Here is a 24041-nt window from a genome sequence, read left to right as displayed (position 1 = left end):
TTCCATGACACATAAGTTCACCGCCCTCGCCACATCGCTCCTGCTCGCCCCCGCAGCCCTCTTCGCGCAAGAGACCGCCCCCGAGGCTGAGCGCATCAGCATGTCCCAAGCCATCAAATCCGCGCAAAGCAGCATCGATGGCGGCGTTCTGGAAGCCGAGATCGAAACCGAAGGCGACGCGCTGGTCTATGAGATCGACCTCGTCCGCGGCGAATCTGTGTACGAAGTCACCGTCAATGCCGCCACCGGCGATGTGATGAAGCAATCCGAAGAGCAACTCACCAGCTTCCTCAGCGGCCTCTTCCAAGAGGACGAATTGCGCGCCGCTGGCACGGCCCGCGATGTGCTGATGACCGCGCTGACCGAGCTGGAAAGCCAAGACGGCACACGGATCGAGGAAGTCTCGCTCGACGATGAAGATGACCGCATGGTCTATGAAGTCGAACTGACCGACGCCACCGGCGAACGCGAACTGCTGATCGACGCCACCACCGGCGAAATCACTCCCGACGGCTAACCCCAGCCAAAGGTGCGGCCGCCTCTACCGGCCGCACCCCCCTATCTTCATCCTTTCTCAAATACCCTGCACAACACCGCCCCCAAACGCCCCCCAACGTTTGACGCCCCGACCTAACCCCGCCCGCCCGAGATCAGATCCACCGGATCGATCCCGCGCTTCTCCGCACTGGCACGCACCGCCTCGCGCAGGGCCGCGCTCCGTTCCAGCAGGCGGCGGAACCGGTCCTCGTCCAGAACCAAAAGCGTGGTCGGCGCGATGGCGCGCACATCCACCCGGCGGACGCGGTTCGTCAGGATGGCCATCTGGCCGAACATCTCCCCCCGCCCCAAACGCCAAGTCTGACCCGCGCTTTCCAATTCGACAGCACCTGAGGCGATGAAAAACACGCTGCGCGCGGGGCTTTCCTTGCGCAAAACCACGTCGCCGATATCGACATAGCGTGTCTTGAGCGCCCGGCTCAGCCGCTTGAGCGCGCCCTCCTCCAGATCCGCAAACAGCGGAAACTGCTCGATGAAAGCGCCCCGCCGCACGGCAAGGTCAAGGCCCGGACGCCCCTCTGCCGCGGTACGCCGGGTCGCCAGTTCCTGCATCAAGGCGGTATAGACCTCGGCCCCAAAAAGACCGTCTTCGCGCATCAATGTATATTCGCGCTCTTCCAAACGCAGCGCCGTGCGGCGGATGAAACGCCGTTCCAACTCCTCGGCGTAGCCGGGATACTGCAAGCGCAGCCCCTCCAGCGCGGTTTCAATCCCTTCGATGCGGCGCGCCAGAAGGTCGTGCAGCAATTCCGCCACCCGCCGCCCGTGGATCCGGCGAATGCGGCCATCGATAAAAGTGCCCAGATCCCGCAGGATCAGCCGTTGCGACAGCAGCATTTCAAAGCGGTCCGCCGTCATCCGCGCCAGCGGCCCCGACACGCCGTAGCGCCCATGCAGCACTGCCGCCGCGCGAAAAGTGCGCCCATAGGCCACGCTGCGCCGGGCCGCGCGTTGATAGCCGCTGCGCCCTTGGGTTCGCGCCCCTTCGATCAGCCGGTCCGCATCCGAGAGCACCAGATCGGCCATCCGGGCCGAGATCGTCCGCTCCCGCACCCGTGCAAGGATCGTGTCACGCTCATGCCCCGCCAGCGCGATCAGCCCAAGCGCGATGCGGTCGCGGTCGAGGATATCGGTCGCCTCCTCCGCGGTCTTGACCGCTGTTTCAAGCCGTTCGCCAAACCGTTTCGCCTCGGAGCGCACGATGTCGCGGTTCAGATCGTAATTCTCTGTCGTTTGGGCCACGTCCTCGCGCACGGTCTGCAAGGCCACGGCGATGACCTGCCGCGACAGCGCGTGATCGATGGGCGAGAGTTGATCGAGCCCCAACCGCCCGATGATCCAACGCAGCGTCGTACCCTGGGCCAGCAGGGTGAAGAGCGTGAAGCCGGTGGCCAAGATACCCACGATCCGCTGAATGTCGTCCGGCACGCGCACGCTTTCCGTCACCGCCAGCGCCAGCGCCAATGTGACCGCTCCGCGCAAGCCGCCCCAGAGGATCGCCACCCGATAGGGCCGCTCGACCGCAGGCGAAAGCTTCGCCGCCGTCAACAGGGGCAGCAGGCCGAAAAGGATCACCGCGCGGGCGAAAATGGCAGCCACCACGACCACGGCGATGAGAAAGAAATCCTCCAGCCGGACTTCCTCAAGCAGCCGCGGGATCAGCAGAGCAGCGAGGATAAAGATCAGCGCCCCGGCCCAATGGGCCAACACGTCCCAAAGCTCGCGCAGGTTGGTCAGCGCCTGTGGCGGCAGCCGCCCCGGCGCGGTGAGGTTCAGCGTCAACCCCGCCGCCACCACGGCGATCACCCCCGAAGCGCCGACGCTTTGCTCGGCCACGATATAGGCCAGATAGGGCAACGCGACCGAGATCGACTGCTGCGCCAATTCATGCCGCGCAAACAGCGCCATGACCCAAACCGCGATCCGCGCGCCCAGCCAGCCCACCAGCGCCCCGCCTGCGATCAGCATCGGGAATTGCGCAAGCGCACTGCCCAGTTCCGGGTCGGGAATGCCTAGCATGACATAGCCCATGAACAGACCGAAAAGCGCGATGGCCGCGGCATCGTTCAGCAGGCTTTCGCCCTCAATGATCCGCGCCAGCCGCCGCGGGGCCGAGATCGACCGAAAGATCGAGACCACCGCCGATGGGTCCGTGGTCGAGACGATGGCCCCGATCAGCAGACAGGCCGCCAGCGGGATCGCACTGACCCAGAACAGTGCGTAGCCGATGCTGACCGTCGCCACCACCACGGCCACGACCGCCAGCACCAGAATGGGCACCCAGTCGTCGACCATGCGGCGCAGGTTCATCCCCAATGTCGCCTGAAACAACAGCGTCGGCAGGAAGACGTATAGAAAGACGTTCGACCGGATCGGCAGCCCCAGAATGGCCGCCGCCACCGGGTTCAGCGCATCCGTCAGATCGGTCCGCAAGAAAAAGGTCGCCGAGACCCCGATCAGGATGCCCAGCACCGCAAGGATCACGCTATAGGGCAATTGCAACCGCGCCGCCAAAGGTTCGGCCAAGCCGATAACGACAAAGAGCGACGCAATGACCGTGGTGACGAGGATGATGTCCATATAGGATGGAATACCAGAATTTAGCTGAATGCGGGGCGCTTCTTGCCCCGGTCAGCGCCTGCAGTTCGTGGTGAGGTTACTTGCGCGCGCGACGTTCGGCGCGCCAGCGGGCAAAACGGCCCCGCCGCGCGGCGATGTCATCCTCGATCGCCTCGATCTTGGGGTCCAGCCGCGCCCGGCGGAACCGCCGCCAGCGCACCCAGATCGCATAGAAGAGTGCCGCGGCGAGGGTCAGCACGATGATGGTCACGAAAGGGATGCCCTTGCCCGCCTCCGGCCCCTCGACCGGGCGGAGCGAGATGGCATTGGGGTAGATCGACAACAGCTCACTGCGCCAGCCATAGTGTTTCAGCGCATAATACTGTGGCGCGCCGGTGGTGCTGCGGGCATCCGCCGCCTCGGCCTGAAGGTTGGCGGTGTCGAACTTGAAATAGGGCGGCCAGCCCCAGCCGGTGTCTTCGTTGCGGTAGACCATGACATCGCCCTTGGCGCGCCGGGTCTGGATGAAAAAGACATCGCGGTTGACCGCCTGCCCCGCGCTATCAGTCGATGAGCCGGACCAGAAGATCGAGTTGTTGCCGAAGTCGATCCGCTTTTCATAGGTGTCCGTAACGCGGACGATATCGGTCTGCGGCAGGGTATAGTGGAAGAACGCCCCCACCAGCACCCAGACGGTCACCCAGAACACCCATTTAACGATTCTCATCTTCGGCCCTTTCCATTAGGTCGCGCGGCCGGACAGGGCCTTTGCCCTTCTGACATAGTGTTTCCGCGGCACTGCGGCAAATGCCTTACGCGCAATAAGGCGGGACATTTGCCGCAGAATGCGGACCTTAGCTGCCCAGCAGCGCTTTGGTCAGGTCGCTGTCCGGCTCTGACAGCGGATCGATCACGTCGAAATGGTGTTTGCCCTCGGCCACCACATGTTTCGCGCCCCAACTGCGGGCGAAATTCTCGGCCTGCTCGAGGAAGACGGGCCGCTCCGCCGCGCCGACCCAAACGGTCACATCCACGCCGTGGGGCGGGGTCATCTTGATCGGGCTTTCCGCGGCGGCTTCGGCCTCATCCAGCCGCAGGGTGTCGTTCATCTCGGTTTGCAGCAAGGGCGCCAGATCAGCCACGGGGGAGATCGGCACGATCCGCGTGATCCGGTCGCGCACCTCGGCCCCCAACAGCAGCGGGTCGGTCATGCGGGCCACCAAATGCCCGCCCGCCGAATGGCCCGACAGCACGATGGTGCCCTGCGTGCGGTTCGACACTTCGGTCAGCGCCGCGGCGATCTGGGTGGAAATCTCGGAAATGCGCACAGCGGGGCAGAGGTCATAGGACGGCACCGCCACGGCATAGCCCCGCGCCAAAGGACCGGCGGCCAGATGCGACCAATAGCTTTTGTCGAAAGCCTTCCAATAGCCGCCATGCACGAAGACCGCCGTGCCGCGCGACACGCCCTCGGGCTGGAAGAAGTCGAACTTTTGACGGTCCGAAGGGCCATAGCGCACGTTAAGCTGCGCCCGCGCCCCCAATGACGCGCGGAATGCTTCTGCCTCCTTTTCCCAGCGGGGCGGAAAGCCGTCGGCCCCGTCGATATAGGCAGCGTTTGCATAGGCGTCATCTAGCATCATTTGGGTCTCCCACCCCGGATTTGATCAAACTTAACTGGACAATCATACTCGTTGTTGCTTTGGAGGCTATAGAGAATAGCGGAGAGATGACATGACTGATGCTAAGACGGATCTGAAATCACTGCTGAAAGACCCCAGCCTGCTTGAAACCCGCGCCTATATCGGCGGCCAATGGGTCGAAGGCGACGACGGTACATTTGACGTGACCAATCCCGCGCGGGGCGATGTCATCGCACAGGTCGCCGACCTCAGCCGCGCGCAGGTCGCGGGCGCGATTGCCCAAGCCGAGAAGGCGCAGAAAGACTGGGCCGCTTGGACCGGCAAGGAACGCGCCGCCGTGCTGCGCAAATGGTTCGACCTGATGATGGAGAACCAAGACGATTTGGGCACCATCCTCACCGCCGAACAGGGCAAGCCGCTGGCCGAAGCCAAGGGCGAGATCGCCTATGGCGCGTCCTTCATCGAATTCTTTGGCGAAGAGGCCAAGCGCGTCTACGGTGAGATGATCCCCGGCCACCAGCGTGACAAACGCATCATGGTGATGAAGCAGCCCATTGGCGTCGCGGCCTCGATCACCCCGTGGAACTTCCCCAACGCGATGATCACCCGCAAGGCGGCCCCGGCGCTGGCGGCGGGCTGTTCCTTTGTGGCGCGTCCGGCGGCGGAGACGCCGCTCTCGGCCATCGTCATGGGCGTGCTCGCGGAACGCGCAGGGATCCCGGCGGGCGTGTTCAACGTGGTGCCATCCTCCTCCTCCTCGGCCGTGGGCAAGGAGTTCTGCGAGAACCCCGCCGTGCGCAAGCTGACGTTCACCGGCTCCACGGAAGTCGGGCGCATCCTGCTGAAACAGGCCGCCGATCAGGTGATGAAATGTTCGATGGAACTGGGCGGCAACGCGCCCTTCATCGTCTTCGACGACGCCGATCTCGACGCGGCCGTCGAGGGCGCGATCATGTGCAAGTTCCGCAACAACGGCCAGACCTGCGTCTGCGCGAACCGGCTCTATGTGCAGGCGGGCGTCTATGACGCCTTCGCGGCCAAACTGAAGGACCGCGTGAGCAAGATGAAGGTGGGCGACGGGCTGGAAGAAGGCACCGATCTTGGCCCGCTCATCAACCCCGAAGCTTCGGACAAGGTGCAAGAGCATATCAAGGATGCAGTCGACAACGGCGCGGAAATCATTCTGGGCAACGCCAAGGACGACATGGGCGGCAACTTCTTCGGGCCCACCATCGTGACCGGCGTGACGCAGGACATGAAGGTCGCCAAGGAAGAGACCTTCGGCCCCCTCGCGCCGCTCTTCAAGTTCGAGGATGTGGATGACGTGATCGCCATGGCCAACGACACGATCTTTGGCCTTGCCTCCTATTTCTATGCCAAGGACCTCAGCCGCGTCTACAAGGTGGCCGAGGCGCTGGAATATGGCATCGTCGGCGTCAACACCGGCATCATCTCGACCGAGCTTGCGCCCTTTGGCGGGGTCAAGCAATCCGGCCTCGGGCGCGAAGGATCGCACCACGGGATCGAAGACTATCTTGAGATGAAATACGTCTGCCTGTCGGTCTAAGCACCGGCGGAAGTTAAAGAAACGGGGCGTGCCATGGCGCGCCCCGTTTTGCATCGGGCTATTGCGTCAGCCGGTCCTGTGCCAGCATCCGGCGCTCCGCCTGCGAAAGATGCGAGATCGCTTGCGCGACATCACCTTCGCAACGCCGCAACGCCCGACACCACAGCCGATGCGCCGAACGGGGCGACCACGGCAGCGCCGCCTGCGCCAGCCATGCCCGCAGGGGCGGCGGCAGTTGGTCAAAGGCCGCCATCGGGTTCCCCTGACGGCGCCGCTGTTTCAGCCCGCTGCGCAGGTTTCGCTTTTTGCCAGTCATGCCGCGGGCCGCCCTTAATGCGCCTGCATATCCGCCGCGATCTCAGACGCGCTCAGCTCGGCGGGGAAATAGGTCGGCCAATTGGTCAACTCTTCCAAAACCTCGGCGCGGTCGTCGCCCCAGTAGAGGTGATAGTGATCGGCCTTTTGCGGCGCGATGATATGGTCGCTGAATTGGATATATTCCGGCGCTTCGGCATCGCCGCCCTCTTTGGCAAAGACATAGCGCACGCCGCGGTTGCCCTTCTTGTAGGTCAGCACTTCATAACCATCGCTGGCATAGCGCCCCTGCACCGGATCACCGTCTCGGAAGAAGGTCACGGCATTACCGTCGATGGTGATGCGGTCCACATCGGTGGCATAGCCAACCTCGTAATAGGCCTTGTACTCCGCCGCCGTCTTGTCGCCGTGCTCGGCCTTGTGCTGCATCACCGCGTCCAGCGCGCCCTGCTGCAAAAGCGGGTAGACCGATTGCCAATCACCCTCCCAATCCGACAAGGGCCGATCCTTGATCTGCGCGTCGTCAAAGTAGCCTTTGTAGATGTCGTTCTGGTCGTGGGCGTGGTCATGCGCATGGGAATGATCGTGGTCATGCGATACCTCTTTCGTTTCAGCCACGACCGGGGCCGAAAGGGCAAGGCCCGCGCTGAGCGTCAGGAAGAATAGCGGGGATGCGGATGTTTGGGGCATGTCGTTCTCCGTGGTTTGGCCTGCGTCATGATTCGATATGTTATATCATAACTAGCGCGGAGTAGCCCTGTCCCGGAGAGTTTGCAACCCGATGTCCGCCAGCCCGAACATGAAAAAGCCGACAGCACTTTCATGCTGCCGGCCTTCGGGCGGGGGAGAGATACGCCCTGGGGTGACCCGTCTTAGTTCGTCCGGGTCTGCGCCGCGCCGTCCGCATTCACTTGCTGGGACAGGGCCGCGGCGAATTCTTCGCCTGTCATGCCGATGAGCAGCTGGCCATCGGCGTCGACATCTTGGTCGATCTGTACGACCGCACGGTCGCTATCGGCGGCGAATGCCTCGGCCAGATCGATGGAATAGCGCATGGAACCGTCCGCTTGCGGCTCTGCGTTCGAGATGGTGCCGATGACCGTATCATCTGAGGCGACGGCCACGGTGCTGCCATCCAGCGCGATATCGGAATCCGTATCAATGTCCGAGGTCACGGTTTGGTCGATGGCCTGTTCGGTGGTCAGGGTGCCATTCGCCTCGGCCCCGGCTGTGGTGTCCAGTTCCGTGCCCGCCAGATCGGCGGTCGCATCGGTGCCGACACCCGCGTCCAGCGTCTGTGCGGCGACTGGGGCCGCCATAAGAGCGGCGACAGCCGTGGTCAGGGAAAGCTTGCGTAGGGAATTTGCATAGGTCGTCATGGTTCTTCCTTTCATTGCGCGTGCGGTACTCTGCACGCTGTTGTCCGGGCACGCCTGCCCGGTCCCCCACTCAACCCGACAGCTTTTACTTGGTTTCACCCCGCCCCCCGCGCAGCAGAAAGCCGCCGCTTTCGCCCCTAGCCTTCGGCAGATATTCACCCACGAAAGGATTGAGCTTGGGAGGCGACCGCCCACAAAAAAGGCCCGCCAAAAGCGGGCCTTCGCAAAGCGCTGGAACGGTCGCGCTTAGTTCACGGATTTGGCGTCAACCACGTCCTTGTCGATCGCCTTCACCTCGGAAGAGATGGTGATCTGGCGCGGTTTCAGGGCCTCGGGCACCTGACGCTCAAGCTCGATATGCAGCATGCCATTGGCATGGGCCGCGCCGATGACCTGAACGTGGTCCGCCAGATGGAAGCGACGCTCAAAGGCGCGGGTGGCGATGCCACGGTGCAGATAGGTCTTGGCCTCATCCTCATCCGCCTTGCGGGCCGAAACGATCAGCGCCTTCTCACGCACTTCGACGCTCAGATCGCTATCCGAGAAACCGGCGACGGCGATCGAGATGCGATAGGCATCGTTGTCGAGCTTTTCGATGTTGTAGGGGGGATAGCTGGGGGTGGCCCCATCATTTGTCAGAACCCGGTCCATCATGTTGGCGATCTGGTCGAAACCAACGCTGGAGCGGTAAAGGGGTGCGAAATCAAAGCTACGCATGTGTTCATCCTCATCAGTGAGCGATTGACATATCGGGCCTTCCACCATTGGACAGACCCGGTTTTTCAAGCGCCGAAGCCCTATTGAGGCACCTCGGCAAAGCTCATGTGGGAAAGGGTTTGCGCGCTTTCAAGTCCTGCCGCGCAGAATTACGGGCGGATGAATTTCGCCCCGGTGCCGCGCTCTTCGCCGACGCGGATGCGCTTGCCTGCGGGGTTGGAATCGAGGAAGACGCCCTTGCCCGCCACCAGCTCCGCTTGCAGCAGCGCCAAAGGCGCGCCAAGCGCCGTGCCAAGCGAGACCTGCGCGCCCTCAACCTCGGCCTTGGCCGAAACGACGGAGACGATATGCGCCTCGCCTGCGACGAAGCTAAAGATCGGCGCGCCGCTAGAGCCGAAATCGACCGCGCAGGAGGTCACCAGAACCCCCTCTTGCTGGGCCAGCACCTTGCAGACTTCTTGCAAAGACGGTGCCTCGGCCCGATCGCGGGCATAGCTGACCACGCCCACACGGTCGCCGGGGCGCGGACGCGCGGCGGTGCCGAAGGGGCGGATGGTGGTGTTGCGGATCGGGCGGGAGAGTTCCAGAAGCGCCAGATCATTGCGCACCCGGCCCGAAGAGACCTCACCGTCGTAGACGTAATCGGGATGCACCACAGCGCGGCGAATGTCGCGGTAGGCCCCGGCGCGGCCATTGCGCCAACCGGCGAGGAACTGCACCTCACCATGGTCGATCCGGGCCTTGGTTTCGCGGTCAAACAGGCAATGCGCCGCGGTCAGAACCAGACGCGGGGCGATCAGCGTGCCGGTGCAAAAGCCGGTCCCACCGATGTCGAGACGGCCCACCGCCTCCCAAGCGGCGGCATCCACACCGTTGTCGAGCGCTTTGAGCGCGCTGTCTTGGGCCAGCGCCGCCGTGGCAAGGGTAAAGACGCCGAAGATAGCCGCCAACAATTGTCGCAAAATGCACCTCAAAACCATGTTTACTTGGCGGATATAGGGGAGTTGCGGCGAAAATACGGCGCAGGCTTAACGTAAACGCGGCACCTGTGCAGGCGCGTCAGGATCACGGCTGAGCGCGGGCGGTTTCGGCCCGCCACAGGCCCAATCGAGCAGTTCGACGCTATGCACCACCGGCACCCCGCTGCCCGATCCGATCTGCATCATGCAGCCGATATTGCCCGCCGCGATTACGTCCGGCGATTTGGCCTCCAAGGTCTTGATCTTGCGCTCTTTCAGCTTGGCCGAAATCTCGGGCTGCATCAGGTTATAGGTACCTGCCGAGCCGCAGCAGAGGTGACTGTCCGCCGGTTCCACCACCGTGTATCCCGCCTGTTTCAGCAGAGTCTTCGGCGTGGCCTTGATCTGTTGCCCATGCTGCAGCGAGCAGGCCGCGTGATAGGCGACGACAATGCCCGGCTCTGCCGGTTCGGCAAAGGGCAAGTCGAGCTCTGCCAGCAGTTCCGTCACATCCTTTGCAAGGGCCGAAACCCGTGCCGCATCCTCTGCCAACGGGTCATTACGGAACATATGGCCGTAGTCCTTGACCGTGGTACCGCAGCCCGAGGTGTTGATCACAATGGCATCCAGCCCCTCGCCGTCCATCTCGGCCCGCCATGCGCGGATGTTGCGGGCGGCGTGGGCGTGGCTCTCATCGGTCTTGCCCATGTGATGGGTCAGCGCGCCGCAACAGCCCGCCCCTTGGGCCACCACCACCTCGCAGCCCGCGCGGGTTAGCAGCCGGATCGTGGCGTCGTTGATATCGGTGTTCAGCGCCTTTTGGGCGCAGCCGGTCATCAGGGCCACCCGGCGCAGCGGCTTGCCATGGGCGGGAAAGCTCTGCGGGTCGTCGTTGCGGCTGACCGGGGGGACCGTCTTGGGCGCCATCTCCAGCATGGCGCGCAGCCGCGCGTCGGGCATCAGCCGGGCAAAAGGCCGCCCGATCTTGGCCCCGAGCAGCGCCAGCCGAAAGCGTGTGGGATAGGGCAGAATCCGCGCCAGCATCCAGCGCAGGGCGCGTTCGCCCATGGGGCGCTTGTAGCGTTCTTCGATATAAGCGCGGGCGTGATCGACCAGATGCATGTAATGCACGCCCGAGGGGCAGGTCGTCATACAGGCGAGGCAAGACAGGCAGCGGTCGATATGCTGAACCGTCTTTGGATCCGGGTCGCGGTCGTTCTCCAGCATGTCCTTGATCAGGTAGATGCGACCGCGCGGGCTGTCCAACTCATCGCCCAAGACCTGATAGGTCGGGCAGGTCGCCGTGCAGAAGCCGCAGTGCACACAGGCGCGCAGAATCTCATTGCTGCGCTGCGTGTCGGGGTCCTGCAATTGCGCGGGGGTGAAGGTGGTTTGCATGGCGGCTCCGTTCCTATGTGCTGCGCATCAGATTGGCGAGGACGAGGCCGAACCACGGCACCGTCGTGCCCACGGCCCCCAAAACCCCGCTCCACCGGCGCATCGCCGGGCGCGGATCGGCCCGGCGCAGGGATTGGACCACCAGCGCGATCACCCCGATCCAAGCGGCCCAGAGCGCCAAGGCGATGACCCCCAACAGCCAAGCGCTGTCACCCCAATAGCGCAGCAGACCATAGCGCAGGGCAAGCGCGATGAGAAAGGTCACCAGCACCATAGCCGCCAAGGCGCGGATGGCCCTAAGCGAAGGCGGCACGGCGATCAGCGCCTTGAACAGAAAGGGGCCGATCAGAAAGACGATGAGGAAGACCAGCACCAAAGTCATGTGCTGCGGGCCAAGGCTTCGGCGTTAAACAGGCCACGGGGGTCGAACTTGGCCCTGAGCCCCGCCGTCAACCGCGCCACCCCCGGCGCTTCGGGCTCCTGCCGGGGCAGAGCCCCCGCCGCCTCGGCCCGCAACAAGGTCGCGTGGCCGTCATACCGCCCCAAACGCGCGCGCAGGTCCGTGCCGGGGGCCATGCGCAGCCATAGCAGCCCCCCGGCCCAATCATAGAGCCGCGCCTCCGCCCCGGACTTTGCCGCAAGCGCCGAGGCCTCGGTCGGGCGGCAATGCAGGCGCCAGACATCGCCCGCCGCCCCATGGAAAGGTGCCACATCTCGCAGATCACGCCAGAGGGTCTCTGAGCTACCTTCTGCAAGCACCTCGATCTCGCCCCCCGTGGCGGCGAGCAAATCCTTCAACCGCCCGATCCGGTAGGTGACTGAGGTCTCGAACCCCTCTAACCGCAGAACCGTTCGCCCCTGCGCCGGGTCATGGGCCGCGCCAGTTACCTCGAAGGGGCTGCGCATGGCCAGCGCCATCGCGGCGATGGCGGCGGCCTCGTCCAGCCCGGACAGCACGAGCGTCGCGCTGGTTTCGGGTTTCGGGAGTACCTTCAGCGAGACTTCGGTCAACGCGCCCAAGGTGCCCTGCGACCCGGCCATGAGCTTGACCAGATCATAGCCGGTGACGTTCTTCATCACCCGGCCCCCGTTCTTGATGATGGCCCCCTGCCCATCGACGAACCGAACCCCCAAGAGGAAATCCCGCGCCGCCCCAACAGCAAGCCGCCGCGGGCCACTGACATTGGCGGCAAAGACCCCGCCGATGGTCGGCGTGCCGCTGCGGCCCATGAGCGCGCGGTGGTCCATCGGCTCAAAGGCAAGCCGCTGCCCCTCTGCGGCCAAAGCGGCCTCGATCTCGGAGACCGGCGTGCCCGCCTGCGCGACCAGCGTCAGCGCGCCCGGCTCGTAAAGGGTGACCCCCCGCAGACCGGCAAGCGACAGCGCCGCGCCCGGCCCTGCCATGCCACGTGTATCGCCACCCCGCAGGGAGAGGGGCGCCTCTGCGGCACGGATCGCCTCGGCCAGTTCCGCTTCGGAAGTAACCGTCACGCCGCCACCGACACGCCGCTGCCGCGCCGCCCTTCCGTCACGTCGAGGGGGAAGACCTTGGCCGGGTTCAACAGCCATGCCGGGTCGAAGACATCCTTCACCATCAATTGCGCCTCAAGATCCGCGGGGCCGTATTGCTCATGCATCAGATCGCGCTTCTCGATCCCAACCCCATGCTCCCCGGTCAGGCAACCGCCCGCTTCGACGCAGAGCCGCAGGATGTCGGCGCCAAAGGCCTCGCATTTCTCCAAATCGCCGGGTTTGTTGGCGTCAAACAGGATCAGCGGGTGCATATTGCCGTCGCCCGCGTGAAAGACATTGCCGACCTTAAGGCCATATTCAACGGACATCTCACCGATGCGGCGCAGCACCATGGGCAATTCGTTCACCGGGATGGTGCCATCAAGGCACATGTAGTCGTTGATCTGCCCCATCGCGCCAAAGGCGGACTTGCGCCCCAGCCAGATCGCGGCGCTTTCCTCGGCGCTGGTGCTTTCGCGCAGTTCCACCGGGTTGTGACGGCGGGCAATCTCGGTGATCAGGGCAAGCTGGTGGTCGATCTCGGCATCCGAGCCTTCGACCTCAATAATCAGCAGCGCCTCGCACATCGGATAACCCGCATGGGCGAAAGCCTCCGTCGCCTCGATGCAGGGGCGGTCCATGAATTCGATCGCCACGGGCAGGACACCGGCCTTGATGATGTCGCTGACACAGGCCCCGGCGACGGCGTTGTCGTCGAACCCCATCAGCACGGGCCGCGCGCCTTCGGGTTTGGGCAGGATGCGCAGGGTGGCTTCGGTCACCACGCCCAACTGCCCCTCGGAGCCGCAGATCACGCCCAAAAGGTCCAGCCCGCCCGCGTCCATATAACCGCCGCCGATCTCGACCACTTCGCCGTCCATCATGACCATGGTGACGCCCAAGAGGTTGTTGGTGGTGACCCCGTATTTCAGACAATGCGCCCCGCCCGAGTTCATCGCGATATTGCCCGCGATGGCACAGGCCAACTGGCTGGAAGGGTCGGGCGCGTAGAAAAAGCCGTCTTCCTCCACCGCGCCGGTGACGCTGAGGTTGGTGCGCCCGGTCTGCACGCGCATCAGACGGTTGTCGTAATCGACCTCAAGCACCTCGGCCATGCGCGCCACCCCCAGCACCACGCTATCGGCGGTGGGCAAGGCCCCTCCGGCAAGCGAGGTGCCCGAGCCGCGCGGCACCACCGGCACGCCCTCCTCATGGCAGATTGCCAGAATGGACGAGACTTCTTCGGTGCTGGCAGGCAGGGTTACGGCCAGAGGGGGGCATTTATAGGCCGTCAGCGCGTCACATTCATAGGCGCGGGTCTCATGCGCATCGTCGATCACGGCATCGCGGGGCAGAGCCGCACGCAGCCGCGCCACGACCCGCGCCTTGCGCGCAATGATCCCGGCATCGGGTGTTGGCATCTGCATTGCGGTCCCTCCTCTGGCCCGCAGCATAGAGCCTATGGCGCGGGTTTGGCCAGTTTGCCGCGCGCCTGGTGCAATTGCACCACTAAATTGCGGCTTCAAGGTGAATTGCACCGGGCCCAACTTCCGCCTACCTTGGAACCTTTCCGAAATGCGCTATATTCAGTTCGTTGTTTTATTGGTGTCCCATGTTCAAACGTAGCCTCATTCTCGCCTTTTTGGCCTTTGCCGCGCCGGGTTTCGCCGATCCGCCCGCCATTTTGAATGTCACGGTCGATCGACAGGGCGATTTGTGGAAGTTTGACGTCACCATCCGGCACAACGACAGTGGCTGGGACCACTATGCCGACGCTTGGCGCATTCTGGACCCCGATGGGAAACCCTTGGGCACCCGCAATCTGGCGCATCCGCATGTGAAAGAGCAGCCCTTCACCCGCTCGCTTTCGGGCGTGCGCATCCCCGAGGGGATGACAGAGGTCAGCATTCAGGCGCGCGACAGCGTCAGTGGCTGGTCTTCGGAATTGGTGACGATCCCGCTGCCCTGACCTGCGCCCTTTCAGACCCGGTGATAAGGCCCGCCCGAAAGGATCGCGGCGGCGCGGTAAAGCTGTTCGGCCAGCATGACCCGCACCAGCATATGCGGCCAGACCATCTTGCCAAAAGAGAGGGCATGATCCGCCTCAGCCCGCAGGCTGGGGTCGATGCCATCGGCCCCGCCGATGACAAAGGCCAAATCCCCCCGCCCGGCGTCCCGCCAATTGCCAAGCCGTTCGGCGAATGCGGGGGAGGTTTCGACCTTGCCACGTTCATCCAGCACGCAGATCACCGCCCCTTGGGGGATCGCGCGCCGTAGCAGCACGGCTTCGGCGGCCATGCCGCCGTTCTTCTTGTCTTCCATCTCGACCACGCGCGCGGGGCCAAGGCCCAGACCGCGCCCGGTCCGGTCGAACCGGGTCAAATAATCATCGACAAGGGATTTTTCCGGACCGGCGCGAAGCCGGCCCATGGCACAGATGTGAACCCGCATGACCTAGGCCCGCAAAGCGGGATCAGTGCGGTGCCGCTGTGGCCGCGTCGTCGCCGCCCAGCCACATCTTTTCAAGCTGGTAGAATTCACGCACTTCGGGCCGGAAGACATGCACGACAACGTCGCCTGTGTCGATCAAGACCCAGTCGCCGGTTTCGCGGCCTTCCATCTTGGACGTGCGTCCGGTGGCGTCTTTGACGGCCTGCGCCAGCTTTTCCGAGATCGCCGAAACCTGCCGCGTGGAGCGGCCCGAGCAGATCACCATATAGTCGCCGATGGCGGTCTTGCCGCGCAGATCGATCTGCACGATATCTTCGGCCTTGTCGTCATTCAGCGAGGAAAGGATAAGCGCCAGCAGGTCGTCGCTGGTTGCGATTTGCGAGGCGGCAGTCATTGCAGCCCCATGGTCAGCAGCCTGCGCTGCGTCAACGTTAAGAGACAGGACATTGTCCTCCTTCGTAAATAGCACCATCAATGCTGAACGCTTGCCCCGGTGCCGAGCAGCCCCAATTTAGCGACCCGGGGTTCATTTTTCAATGGATCGCGTAGCCATAGCGTTAACCACGGCGCAAATCCCCGCTCACTCAGGCATATCCCGAGATGCCGCGGCACGCGACAGGGCCAGTTGACTGTCTTCGATGACTTTTACCTCGCGCTGCGGGAAGGGGATGGAGATGCCGTGTTCCTTGAAAGCATCCCAAAGCGCCAGATAGACATTGCCGCGAATGTTGGTCAGCCCGCCGGTTGGGTCCTTGATCCAGAAGCGCAGGATGTAATCCACCGACGAATCGCCAAAGCCGACGATATGGCAAACCGGGGCCTTGTAGCTCAGCACCCGGTCGACCCCCTTGGCCGCCTCCACCGCCAGTTTGCGCACCAGATGCGGATCGTCGGAATAGGCCGTGCCGAAATAGATATCGAGCCGCACAAAGTCATTGGAGTGGGACCAGTTCACCACCTGCCCGGTGATCAGATCTTCGTTCGGGATCAGGTATTCCTTGCCATCCCGCGTCACCACAGACGCATAGCGCGCGCCGAGCGTTTGGATCCAGCCAAAGGTCTCGCCCAGACTGATCACATCGCCGGGCTTGATCGACTTGTCGAGCAGGATGATCACGCCAGAGACGAGGTTCGACACCACCTTTTGCAGTCCGAAACCAAGGCCCACACCGATCGCACCTGAGAGCACGGCGAGACCGGTCAGGTCGATCCCCACCGCCCGCACCCCGATGAAGAAGGCAAGGCCGTAGAGCAGGATTTGCACCCCCTTCACGGCCAGCACCTGCATGGAGGGGCTGATGTCTTCGTTCTTGCGGATCGTCGCGGCGGTGGTCGTGCTGACCAGCCGCGCCATGGTCAAAAGCGCGCCGACAACCACCAGCGCGGTCAGAATGGTCAGCACCGAGAGGCGGAATTCGCCCACCGTCAGCGCGACGCCGTCCAGAAACAAGGCCACATCATCGGCGACGTTCAGCATGTAGAGCGTGGCATAAATCCACAGCCCCCATGTCACCATGCGGCGCAAGGGACGGTTGCGCACCAGACGCGCGGCGAAAGCGATGCCCACATAGATCGCCGCCAACGTCGCCGCCAAACCGATGAGATAGGACCGTGACGGCCAAGTCACGTTTTGCATCACCTGATAAAGCAGCCCCGCCAGCAAAGCGAACCAGATCAGCCCCAAGCGCCGTTTGACCTGCACCACCACACGCAACTGCCACTTGGACCAGCCTTCGCGCGAGCGGACCCAGTTTTGCAACATCACGCCGGTGACCCGGTGCAACACCCACGCCAACGCCACCAAGGCCAGCAGGATCAGGATTTGGTTTTGCCGCCAGCCGGGGTTTAGAATGCTTTCCCCAAAGCCGAGCACCCCGTCGAACAGAGCCTGAAGCGACAGCAGGAAGTTCGTAAACGGGTGGCTTTCAGGGATCATGGTCGGCCTTTGCAGCTAGGGAGGATCACGGTCGCACAGGCTTTGCGTCGGGGCAAGATGACCCGCAGCCCACCCCCTGCCTCCAAGACGATCACGACACCTTGCGAGACTCGCTCAGGCTCTATATCCCTTGCCCCATGATACTGGTGTTTGATCTTTGCGACCGTGCGCGTCTGCGCGAACGCTTTTTCGGCGCGACGCATAGCGTTCTGGCGCGACTATAAGCCACCCCTCTCAGCCACACCCATAGCCATTCCAAACCACGGGAGAGGACCATCATGTCCCCCAAGACGCTTTACGATAAAATCTGGGACGCCCATGTCGTCCACGAAGCCGATGACGGCACCTGCTTGCTTTATATCGACCGTCACCTCGTCCACGAAGTGACCAGCCCGCAGGCCTTTGAAGGGCTGCGCATGTCGGGCCGCACGGTGCGCGCCCCGGACAAGACCATCGCCGTGCCGGATCACAACGTGCCGACCACCGAGGGCCGCGAAGACCCCGAAGCGATGACCGAGGACAGCCGCATTCAGGTCTCCGCCCTCGACAAGAACGCGCGTGAGTTCGGCGTGCATTACTACCCCGTCTCGGACGTGCGCCAAGGCATCGTGCATATCGTCGGCCCCGAGCAGGGCTGGACCCTGCCCGGCATGACCGTGGTCTGCGGCGACAGCCACACCGCGACCCACGGCGCTTTCGGCGCGCTGGCCCACGGCATCGGCACGTCTGAGGTCGAACACGTCCTTGCCACCCAGACGCTGATCCAGCGCAAGGGCAAGAACATGAAGGTCGAGATCACCGGCAAGCTGCGCCCCGGCGTCACGGCCAAGGACATCACCCTTTCCGTCATCGGCGCCACCGGCACCGCGGGCGGCACCGGCTATGTCATCGAATACTGCGGCGAGGCGATCCGCGACCTGTCGATGGAAGGCCGCATGACCGTCTGCAACATGGCAATCGAAGGCGGCGCCCGCGCGGGCCTCATCGCGCCGGATGAGAAGACCTTCGAATACTGCAAGGGCCGCCCCCACGCTCCGAAAGGCGCACAGTGGGAAGCGGCGATGGACTGGTGGAAAACCCTCTTCTCTGACGAGGACGCCCATTGGGACAAGGTCGTCACGCTCAAGGGCGAAGACATCGCACCGGTCGTCACATGGGGCACCTCGCCCGAAGACGTGCTGCCGATCGACGCGACGGTCCCCTCGCCCGATGACTTCAAGGGCGGCAAGGTCGACGCGGTGAAACGTGCGCTGGAATATATGGACCTGAAACCGGGCCAAAAGCTCACCGATATCGAGATCGACACTGTCTTCATCGGCTCCTGTACCAACGGCCGCATCGAAGACCTGCGCGCCGCTGCCGAAGTGCTGAAGGGCAAGAAGATCAAGGACGGTCTGCGTGCCATGGTCGTGCCCGGCTCCGGCCTCGTCCGGGCGCAGGCCGAGGAAGAAGGGCTGGCGGATATCTTCCGCGAGGCCGGTTTCGAATGGCGTTTGGCAGGCTGCTCCATGTGTCTGGCAATGAACCCCGACCAGCTTGCTCCCGGCGAACGCTGCGCGGCGACGTCGAACCGCAACTTCGAGGGGCGTCAGGGCTATAAGGGCCGCACGCATCTCGTGTCCCCCGGCATGGCCGCCGCCGCCGCACTCACCGGTCACCTGACCGACCTGCGCGAACTGGCGTGAGCGACCGGGGCATGGATACCGGGCGCGTTGCGCAGGGCTCAGTCGGCCTTGCGCAACTCGCTGCCGGACTTCAGCACTTCGCTGCCGTCGTCCTGTTCGATCTTATAGGCCGGTTCGTCATCGCTCGCCTTGCGGGTCACCTCGCTGCCCTGCAGCTTCAGCGTGATCTTCTGCGTGTATTTCTTGACGATCTTGCCGGTCCCGGTGCCATTGCCCCAGTCCCATTCCACCTTCGTGCCGGTTTGGTACGACATGCCATGCCCTCCTGATATACCATTTGCCTAGAACGCGCCGTCAGGCGGCGCGGTTCCCGCACTCTCCGAAGGATACCCCGATGGAAAAGTTTACAGAAATCACCGGCACCGCGGCTCCCATGCCGCTGGTGAACATCGACACCGACATGATCATCCCCAAGGTCTTTCTCAAGACGATCAAACGCTCCGGCCTTGGCGTGAACCTGTTCGACGAAATGCGCTATGACCGCGAAGGCAACGAAATCCCCGATTTCGTGCTGAACCAACCGCAATATCGCGACGCGCAGATCCTCGTGGCGGGCGACAACTTCGGCTGTGGCTCCTCGCGCGAACACGCGCCTTGGGCGATCCTTGATTTCGGCATCCGCTGCGTTATCGCACCCAGCTTTGCCGACATCTTTTACAACAACTGCTTCAAGAACGGCATCCTGCCGATCGCCCTGCCGCAAGAGCAGGTCGACGTGCTGATGAAAGACGCCGAAAAAGGATCGAACGCGCGGATGACCATCGATCTGGAAGGCCAGACCGTGACCACCTCAGATGGTGAGACATTCCCCTTCGAAGTGGACGCCTTCAAAAAGCACTGCCTTCTCAACGGGCTGGACGACATTGGCCTCACGCTCGAAAAAGGTGCCGCCATCGACAGCTATGAGGATTCGCTGGGCCAAAGCCGCCCTTGGGTCTAACGCCCGGCCTGCATGATCAACCTTGTGGGCGCAAACCGCGCGCCCACAAGATGTTGCCGCCTGCCATCAAACCGCCACGGAATTGATGCAAGAAGGCACCACCCCCTCCCTCAAAATACCCCAGTATCCTGCTCTTCTCTCCGCGGAGCCTTGAGGCATGTGCGGAAAGAAGGCAAAAATTGGACCAGAATGAGGCACACCCCATCAACCGGGGGCATCAAGTTGGAACAAGCACGCGGCATCGTATCGCGGCTGGCCAGTTTGAAAGGGCAGAGCAGTGATCGGACGAATGACAGGCGCGGCGACGCGTGGCCTATTGGTGGCGCTATTGATTGCCATCCCGGCGCTTCTCTTGCCGGGGGCCGATGCGGAATCCAGCCAAATCACCGTGCTGCTCGCCTGTATCGCGGCGATCCTGACCTTCATGGAATACAACGCCCGCCAGCCCGGCATCGTCGAATTCCGCGACGCGCCGCCTTTCAATCGGCTGCGCTTCATCAGCCTGCTCTTCACGATCCTCGTGTTGTCGCTTATCGCGCGGGGTCAAACGGCACCCACCCTGCTGACCGACGCGCTCACCGCGCTTGGCACGATACTGGGCAATGCGCTTGATTTCCCCTATTCCCCGGTGCGCCTCGTGGTTCTGATGATGCCCGCCGACGCCCCTCTCGCGGCGGTCAACCTGATCCGCACGGCGGCGGGACTGGCCTATCTGGTCTCGCTCATCGCATTGGCGACCTTCGTGGTGCTGGTGCGTGTCATGGGCTGGCCCGCGCGCCAAGGCGCCTTCAACGTCTGGGTGAACCTGCCACTTTTCGATCCAACCGCTGGGGGCGATGTGCTCTACCGGCTGCAACGGGACGCGCGGATCAACATCGCGCTTGGCTTCCTTCTGCCCTTCTTCATCCCCGCAGTGGTCAAGGCCACCGCCGATCTGCTAGATCCGATCTCACTGAGCAATCATCAAACCATGATCTGGACAATAAGCGCATGGGCATTCCTTCCGGCCAGTATGATCATGCGCGGCATCGCCATGGGGCGGGTGGCCGAGATGATTCACGACAAACGCCGCCGCGCCTACGCCGAAGCGCATATGCAGGCCGCCTGATCCGCCTCCTGCTGGCGCTGCTCCTGCTGACCGGCACCGCGCAGGCCGAACCGCTGCGCATCGCCACCTTCAACACCGAATTGTCGCGCAAAGGGCCGGGCCTGCTCCTGCGCGATATCCTACGCGGGGACGATCCCGCCGTCGCCTCCGTGATCGAAACCATCACCAGCGCCGATCCCGATATCATCGCGCTACAAGGCATGGACTACGATCTCGAACAGGCCGCCCTCAACGCCCTCGCTGATGCCCTCTCCGCCGCGGGCGCGCCCTATCCCCACCGCTTCGCCGCGACGCCCAATGCAGGCCGCCAAAGCGGGGTCGACCTCGACGCTGACGGCAGGCTCGGCACCCCCCGCGACGCCCAAGGCTATGGCCGTTTCTTCGGCCAAGGCGCCATGGCGATCCTCTCACGCCACCCGATCCAAGAGACCGAGTTTCAAGACTTCAGCACCCTCCTCTGGCGCGACCTCCCCGATACACTCTACCCGATGATCGACGGCACCCCCTTCGCGGGGGCCGAAGCCCATGCCACGCAGCGCCTCTCTTCCAACGGCCACTGGTCCCTGCCGATCCAAACCCCGGAGGGCCCCGTGACGCTGCTGACATACCACGCCACCCCGCCGGTCTTCGACGGCCCCGAAGACCGCAATGGCCGCCGCAACCATGATGAAACAGCCTTCTGGTCTCACCACCTTGCCGGAGCCATCGGCACCCCGCCCCAAGATGCTTTCATCCTCCTCGGTGATGCCAACCTTGATCCTACGCGCGGAGAAGGACGCGGTGACGCCATCGCCATGCTGCTCGTTCACCCTACCTTGCAAGACCCGCTGCCCGACCAGCCCACCGTCGACTGGTCGCAAACCGGCCCAATGCGCGTGGACTACATCCTGCCCTCCCGCGACTGGCAGGTGCTCGACGCTGGCCTCATCTGGCCCAAGGGCGAAAGCGCCAGCCGCCATGCCCTCCTCTGGGTCGACCTCACCCGCTGACGCCCCCTATCTTGACCCTCCGGAACCCGCAGGCTACCCAATCTCCAACCGTATTTTCAGGAGTTTCCCATGGCCAACCCATCCTTGCTCATCCTCCCCGGCGACGGCATCGGCCCCGAGGTCATGGCGCAGGTCACGCGCATCATCGACTGGTTCGGCGAAAAGCGCGATCTGGCCTTCGACGTAGAGCATGATCTGGTCGGCGGTGCAGCCTATGACAAACACGGCACCCCGCTACATGATGACACGATGGCCCGCGCCCTCGAAGTCGACGCCGTGCTGCTGGGCGCCGTGGGCGGCCCGAAATACGACGACCTCGACTTCGCCGTGAAACCCGAGCGTGGCCTTTTGCGCCTGCGCAAGGAAATGGACCTCTTCTCCAACCTGCGCCCGGCACAATGCTTTGACGCGCTGGCCGATTTCTCCTCGCTGAAAAAAGACGTGGTCGCGGGGCTCGACATCATGATCGTGCGCGAACTCACCTCCGGCGTCTATTTCGGCGAACCGCGCGGCATCTTCGAGGAAGGCAACGAACGCGTCGGCATCAACACGCAGCGCTACACCGAAAGCGAGATCGAGCGCGTCGCCCGTTCGGCATTCGAACTCGCCCGCCGCCGCGGCAACAAAGTCTGCTCCATGGAGAAAGCCAACGTCATGGAAAGCGGCATCCTGTGGCGCGAAGTCACCCAACGGGTGCGCGACGCCGAATACCCGGATGTCGAACTCAGCCACATGTATGCCGACAATGGCGCCATGCAGCTCGTGCGCGCACCCAAGCAGTTCGACGTGATCGTCACCGACAACCTCTTTGGCGACATCCTCAGTGACTGCGCCGCCATGCTGACCGGCAGCCTGGGCATGCTGCCCTCCGCCAGCCTCGGCGCACCCAACGCCGATGGCCGCCCCAAGGCCCTCTACGAGCCCGTCCACGGCTCCGCCCCCGACATCGCAGGCCAAGGCAAGGCCAACCCGATCGCCTGTATCCTCAGCTTCGCCATGGCGCTGCGCTACTCCTTCGACCAAGGCGAAGAAGCCGCACGTCTGGAAAAAGCCGTCGAACGCGCGCTGGCCGATGGCGCCCGCACCCCCGACCTGATGGGCCCCGAAGGCGGCACCCCCATCACGACCGAGGAGATGGGCGACGCGATCCTCAAAGCCCTCGACGCCAGCCTCTAAGAAACCAAGGCGGGGTTTCACGCCCCGCCCCCTCCCCTTCATCCTTTCTCAAATACCCTCGGGGGAGCAGCCGCAGGCTGCGGGGGCAGCGCCCCCAATTACCCCCGCTTTCCGCAAACGCCACGCAAAATCCCTGCAACTGACCAATTGCCAAAGCCGCCAAGCTGCGCTATTGCGCTGCACATCGGTCGGGCTGTAGCGCAGCCTGGTAGCGCACCTGCTTCGGGAGCAGGGGGTCGGAGGTTCGAATCCTCTCAGCCCGACCAGATACCCCCACAGCTCCCTAGGCCCAAGAACTCGGATCACTCCGCTCAGCCGTAGACCTTGAGCAGCATCCAAACCCCCATGCCCAGCATCATGACGTTCTCGGTAAGCGAGACGAACCCAAGCGGCACATTGCTCGACCCGCCGACGCAAGCGCATTTCAGCTCGCGTTTATCGACATAGACCGCCTTGATGACCGAAACCGCGCCAATTGCGCCGATCACGATCGCCACGGGGGCCGAGAGCCAGGTCAGCGCCCCGGCGGTCATCAAAATACCCGCCAACGCCTCCCCGAACGGATAGACCTTGCCATAGGGCACCCACCGCTGCGCCAGCAGGTCGTAGTTCAGAAACATCGTAGAAAAGCTCTCAATATCCTGCAACTTCTGAACGGCGAGGAAACACATGGAGATCGAGATGAACCACTCGAAGGCCCGAAGTGTGAAGATGTTGCCGAATGCATACCAAGAGAGCCCCAGTGCCATCAGGAAGGCCACACCGAAAATGGCAATGACGGGCTGATAGCTGGTGTCCGATTGCTCTTCCTTGGGCTTGTCCAAACCGAAATGCACGCGCAGATCGTCGTAGCCACCGATCCGCTCCCCCTCGATGAAAGTCTGCGGCGTGGTCTCCACACCCTCTTTCGCCATGAAGGCATCGGTCTCTTCGCGGGTCGTGAGGTGGTGATCTTCGACGTGGTAGCCCTGCCGCTCCAGCAGGTCTTTCGATTTCAGCCCGAAGGGACAGAGGTGTTGCTCCATCACCATCCGGTAGAGTTTCGCGGTCTTGCCCTTTCCTTCGGCCATCCTAAAGCGTCCGACGCAAAACCTGAATCGGAATAGATTCCCTTGAGGGCTGATCTGTGATTCATCCTGTTTGGGAGGA

The 24041-nt window shown here is 63.4% G+C and carries 25 protein-coding genes and 1 tRNA gene; 9 read left to right on the top strand and 17 right to left on the bottom strand.

Annotation, left to right across the window (positions count from 1 at the left end):
- The first annotated feature begins 4 nt into the window (after positions 1 to 4).
- Positions 5 to 517, top strand: coding sequence for a PepSY domain-containing protein (locus ACGYLQ_RS11890; protein WP_394443156.1), 513 nt, complete (start codon positions 5 to 7; stop codon positions 515 to 517).
- Positions 518 to 630: 113 nt separating this feature from the next.
- On the opposite strand, the gene ACGYLQ_RS11885 is transcribed toward ACGYLQ_RS11890, so the two are convergent.
- From ACGYLQ_RS11885 to ACGYLQ_RS11875, 3 genes are all read right to left on the bottom strand, one after another.
- The gene (locus tag ACGYLQ_RS11885) at positions 631 to 3138 is read right to left on the bottom strand and encodes a cation:proton antiporter (protein WP_394408464.1); all 2508 of its coding nucleotides are present in this window, start codon (positions 3136 to 3138) and stop codon (positions 631 to 633) included.
- A gap of 76 nt (positions 3139 to 3214) precedes the next feature.
- On the bottom strand, positions 3215 to 3844 hold the full coding sequence (locus tag ACGYLQ_RS11880; RefSeq protein ID WP_394430674.1) for a DUF1523 family protein: 630 nt from the start codon (positions 3842 to 3844) through the stop codon (positions 3215 to 3217).
- Between the two features lie 127 nt (positions 3845 to 3971).
- Positions 3972 to 4760, bottom strand: a complete 789-nt coding sequence (locus ACGYLQ_RS11875; RefSeq protein WP_394443155.1) for an alpha/beta hydrolase — start codon at positions 4758 to 4760, stop codon at positions 3972 to 3974.
- Positions 4761 to 4851: 91 nt separating this feature from the next.
- On the opposite strand from ACGYLQ_RS11875, the gene ACGYLQ_RS11870 reads away from it, so the two are divergent.
- Complete coding sequence (locus ACGYLQ_RS11870; protein WP_394443153.1) at positions 4852 to 6327, top strand: NAD-dependent succinate-semialdehyde dehydrogenase; 1476 nt, start codon at positions 4852 to 4854, stop codon at positions 6325 to 6327.
- 58 nt (positions 6328 to 6385) lie between these two features.
- Here ACGYLQ_RS11870 and ACGYLQ_RS11865 read toward each other — a convergent pair whose 3' ends face one another.
- From ACGYLQ_RS11865 to ACGYLQ_RS11825, 9 genes are all read right to left on the bottom strand, one after another.
- Positions 6386 to 6643 (bottom strand): DUF6525 family protein, encoded by a 258-nt coding sequence (locus ACGYLQ_RS11865; protein ID WP_394443152.1) that lies wholly within the window; start codon positions 6641 to 6643, stop codon positions 6386 to 6388.
- 14 nt (positions 6644 to 6657) lie between these two features.
- Positions 6658 to 7332, bottom strand: coding sequence for a metal-binding protein ZinT (locus ACGYLQ_RS11860; protein WP_394443151.1), 675 nt, complete (start codon positions 7330 to 7332; stop codon positions 6658 to 6660).
- Between the two features lie 182 nt (positions 7333 to 7514).
- Positions 7515 to 8021 (bottom strand): hypothetical protein, encoded by a 507-nt coding sequence (locus ACGYLQ_RS11855; RefSeq protein WP_394443150.1) that lies wholly within the window; start codon positions 8019 to 8021, stop codon positions 7515 to 7517.
- A 246-nt stretch (positions 8022 to 8267) separates the two neighbouring features.
- A complete protein-coding gene (locus ACGYLQ_RS11850) occupies positions 8268 to 8738 on the bottom strand; it encodes an Hsp20 family protein (protein ID WP_067268529.1) in 471 nt (156 codons plus the stop codon).
- Between the two features lie 149 nt (positions 8739 to 8887).
- A complete protein-coding gene (locus ACGYLQ_RS11845) occupies positions 8888 to 9718 on the bottom strand; it encodes a serine protease (protein ID WP_271692831.1) in 831 nt (276 codons plus the stop codon).
- Positions 9719 to 9766: 48 nt separating this feature from the next.
- Positions 9767 to 11095 (bottom strand): glycolate oxidase subunit GlcF, encoded by a 1329-nt coding sequence (gene glcF, locus ACGYLQ_RS11840; protein WP_394443149.1) that lies wholly within the window; start codon positions 11093 to 11095, stop codon positions 9767 to 9769.
- A 13-nt stretch (positions 11096 to 11108) separates the two neighbouring features.
- Complete coding sequence (locus tag ACGYLQ_RS11835; protein WP_394443148.1) at positions 11109 to 11477, bottom strand: hypothetical protein; 369 nt, start codon at positions 11475 to 11477, stop codon at positions 11109 to 11111.
- On the bottom strand, positions 11474 to 12586 hold the full coding sequence (locus tag ACGYLQ_RS11830) for an FAD-binding protein (protein WP_394443146.1): 1113 nt from the start codon (positions 12584 to 12586) through the stop codon (positions 11474 to 11476). The genes ACGYLQ_RS11835 and ACGYLQ_RS11830 overlap by 4 nt, the downstream gene beginning before the upstream one ends.
- A complete protein-coding gene (locus ACGYLQ_RS11825; protein WP_394443145.1) occupies positions 12583 to 14034 on the bottom strand; it encodes an FAD-linked oxidase C-terminal domain-containing protein in 1452 nt (483 codons plus the stop codon). The genes ACGYLQ_RS11830 and ACGYLQ_RS11825 overlap by 4 nt, the downstream gene beginning before the upstream one ends.
- Positions 14035 to 14219: 185 nt before the next feature.
- Between ACGYLQ_RS11825 and ACGYLQ_RS11820 the strand changes: the two genes are divergently transcribed.
- Entirely contained in the window at positions 14220 to 14576 is a 357-nt protein-coding gene (locus ACGYLQ_RS11820) for a hypothetical protein (protein WP_271692826.1), read from the top strand.
- An 11-nt stretch (positions 14577 to 14587) separates the two neighbouring features.
- Here ACGYLQ_RS11820 and rlmH read toward each other — a convergent pair whose 3' ends face one another.
- The 3 genes from rlmH to ACGYLQ_RS11805 all read right to left on the bottom strand — a co-directional run bounded on the left by rlmH (position 14588) and on the right by ACGYLQ_RS11805 (position 16994).
- Positions 14588 to 15058 carry a 23S rRNA (pseudouridine(1915)-N(3))-methyltransferase RlmH gene (gene rlmH / locus ACGYLQ_RS11815; RefSeq protein ID WP_067268518.1) on the bottom strand — a complete coding sequence of 157 codons (471 nt, stop codon included), beginning with the start codon at positions 15056 to 15058 and terminating at the stop codon, positions 14588 to 14590.
- A 22-nt stretch (positions 15059 to 15080) separates the two neighbouring features.
- Complete coding sequence (rsfS, locus tag ACGYLQ_RS11810; protein ID WP_067268516.1) at positions 15081 to 15452, bottom strand: ribosome silencing factor; 372 nt, start codon at positions 15450 to 15452, stop codon at positions 15081 to 15083.
- A gap of 186 nt (positions 15453 to 15638) precedes the next feature.
- Positions 15639 to 16994 carry a mechanosensitive ion channel family protein gene (locus ACGYLQ_RS11805; protein WP_394443144.1) on the bottom strand — a complete coding sequence of 452 codons (1356 nt, stop codon included), beginning with the start codon at positions 16992 to 16994 and terminating at the stop codon, positions 15639 to 15641.
- A 278-nt stretch (positions 16995 to 17272) separates the two neighbouring features.
- Here ACGYLQ_RS11805 and leuC point away from each other — a divergent pair, with 278 nt between their 5' ends.
- Positions 17273 to 18679, top strand: a complete 1407-nt coding sequence (gene leuC / locus ACGYLQ_RS11800) for a 3-isopropylmalate dehydratase large subunit (protein WP_394443142.1) — start codon at positions 17273 to 17275, stop codon at positions 18677 to 18679.
- Between the two features lie 38 nt (positions 18680 to 18717).
- On the opposite strand, the gene ACGYLQ_RS11795 is transcribed toward leuC, so the two are convergent.
- Positions 18718 to 18933 (bottom strand): DUF2945 domain-containing protein, encoded by a 216-nt coding sequence (locus ACGYLQ_RS11795; protein WP_067268510.1) that lies wholly within the window; start codon positions 18931 to 18933, stop codon positions 18718 to 18720.
- Between the two features lie 80 nt (positions 18934 to 19013).
- On the opposite strand from ACGYLQ_RS11795, the gene leuD reads away from it, so the two are divergent.
- From leuD to ACGYLQ_RS11770, 5 genes are all read left to right on the top strand, one after another.
- Complete coding sequence (leuD, locus tag ACGYLQ_RS11790; protein WP_067268508.1) at positions 19014 to 19619, top strand: 3-isopropylmalate dehydratase small subunit; 606 nt, start codon at positions 19014 to 19016, stop codon at positions 19617 to 19619.
- 277 nt (positions 19620 to 19896) lie between these two features.
- Positions 19897 to 20727: a hypothetical protein gene (locus ACGYLQ_RS11785; RefSeq protein ID WP_394443141.1), complete on the top strand. Its 831-nt coding sequence runs from the start codon at positions 19897 to 19899 to the stop codon at positions 20725 to 20727.
- On the top strand, positions 20610 to 21716 hold the full coding sequence (locus tag ACGYLQ_RS11780) for an endonuclease/exonuclease/phosphatase family protein (protein WP_394443140.1): 1107 nt from the start codon (positions 20610 to 20612) through the stop codon (positions 21714 to 21716). The genes ACGYLQ_RS11785 and ACGYLQ_RS11780 overlap by 118 nt, the downstream gene beginning before the upstream one ends.
- Positions 21717 to 21785: 69 nt before the next feature.
- Entirely contained in the window at positions 21786 to 22892 is a 1107-nt protein-coding gene (leuB, locus tag ACGYLQ_RS11775; RefSeq protein ID WP_394443139.1) for a 3-isopropylmalate dehydrogenase, read from the top strand.
- A 189-nt stretch (positions 22893 to 23081) separates the two neighbouring features.
- Positions 23082 to 23158, top strand: a tRNA-Pro gene (locus tag ACGYLQ_RS11770).
- A gap of 45 nt (positions 23159 to 23203) precedes the next feature.
- Here the strand turns inward: ACGYLQ_RS11770 and ACGYLQ_RS11765 are convergent.
- Positions 23204 to 23962, bottom strand: coding sequence for a MauE/DoxX family redox-associated membrane protein (locus ACGYLQ_RS11765; protein WP_394443138.1), 759 nt, complete (start codon positions 23960 to 23962; stop codon positions 23204 to 23206).
- Positions 23963 to 24041 lie beyond the last annotated feature (79 nt).

The organism is Sulfitobacter sp. 1A12779 (assembly GCF_043557315.1).
GTDB lineage: Bacteria > Pseudomonadota > Alphaproteobacteria > Rhodobacterales > Rhodobacteraceae > Sulfitobacter > Sulfitobacter faviae.
The sequence above is the reverse complement of the archived record's forward strand: the minus strand, read 5'-3'. Positions and strand labels throughout refer to the sequence as shown.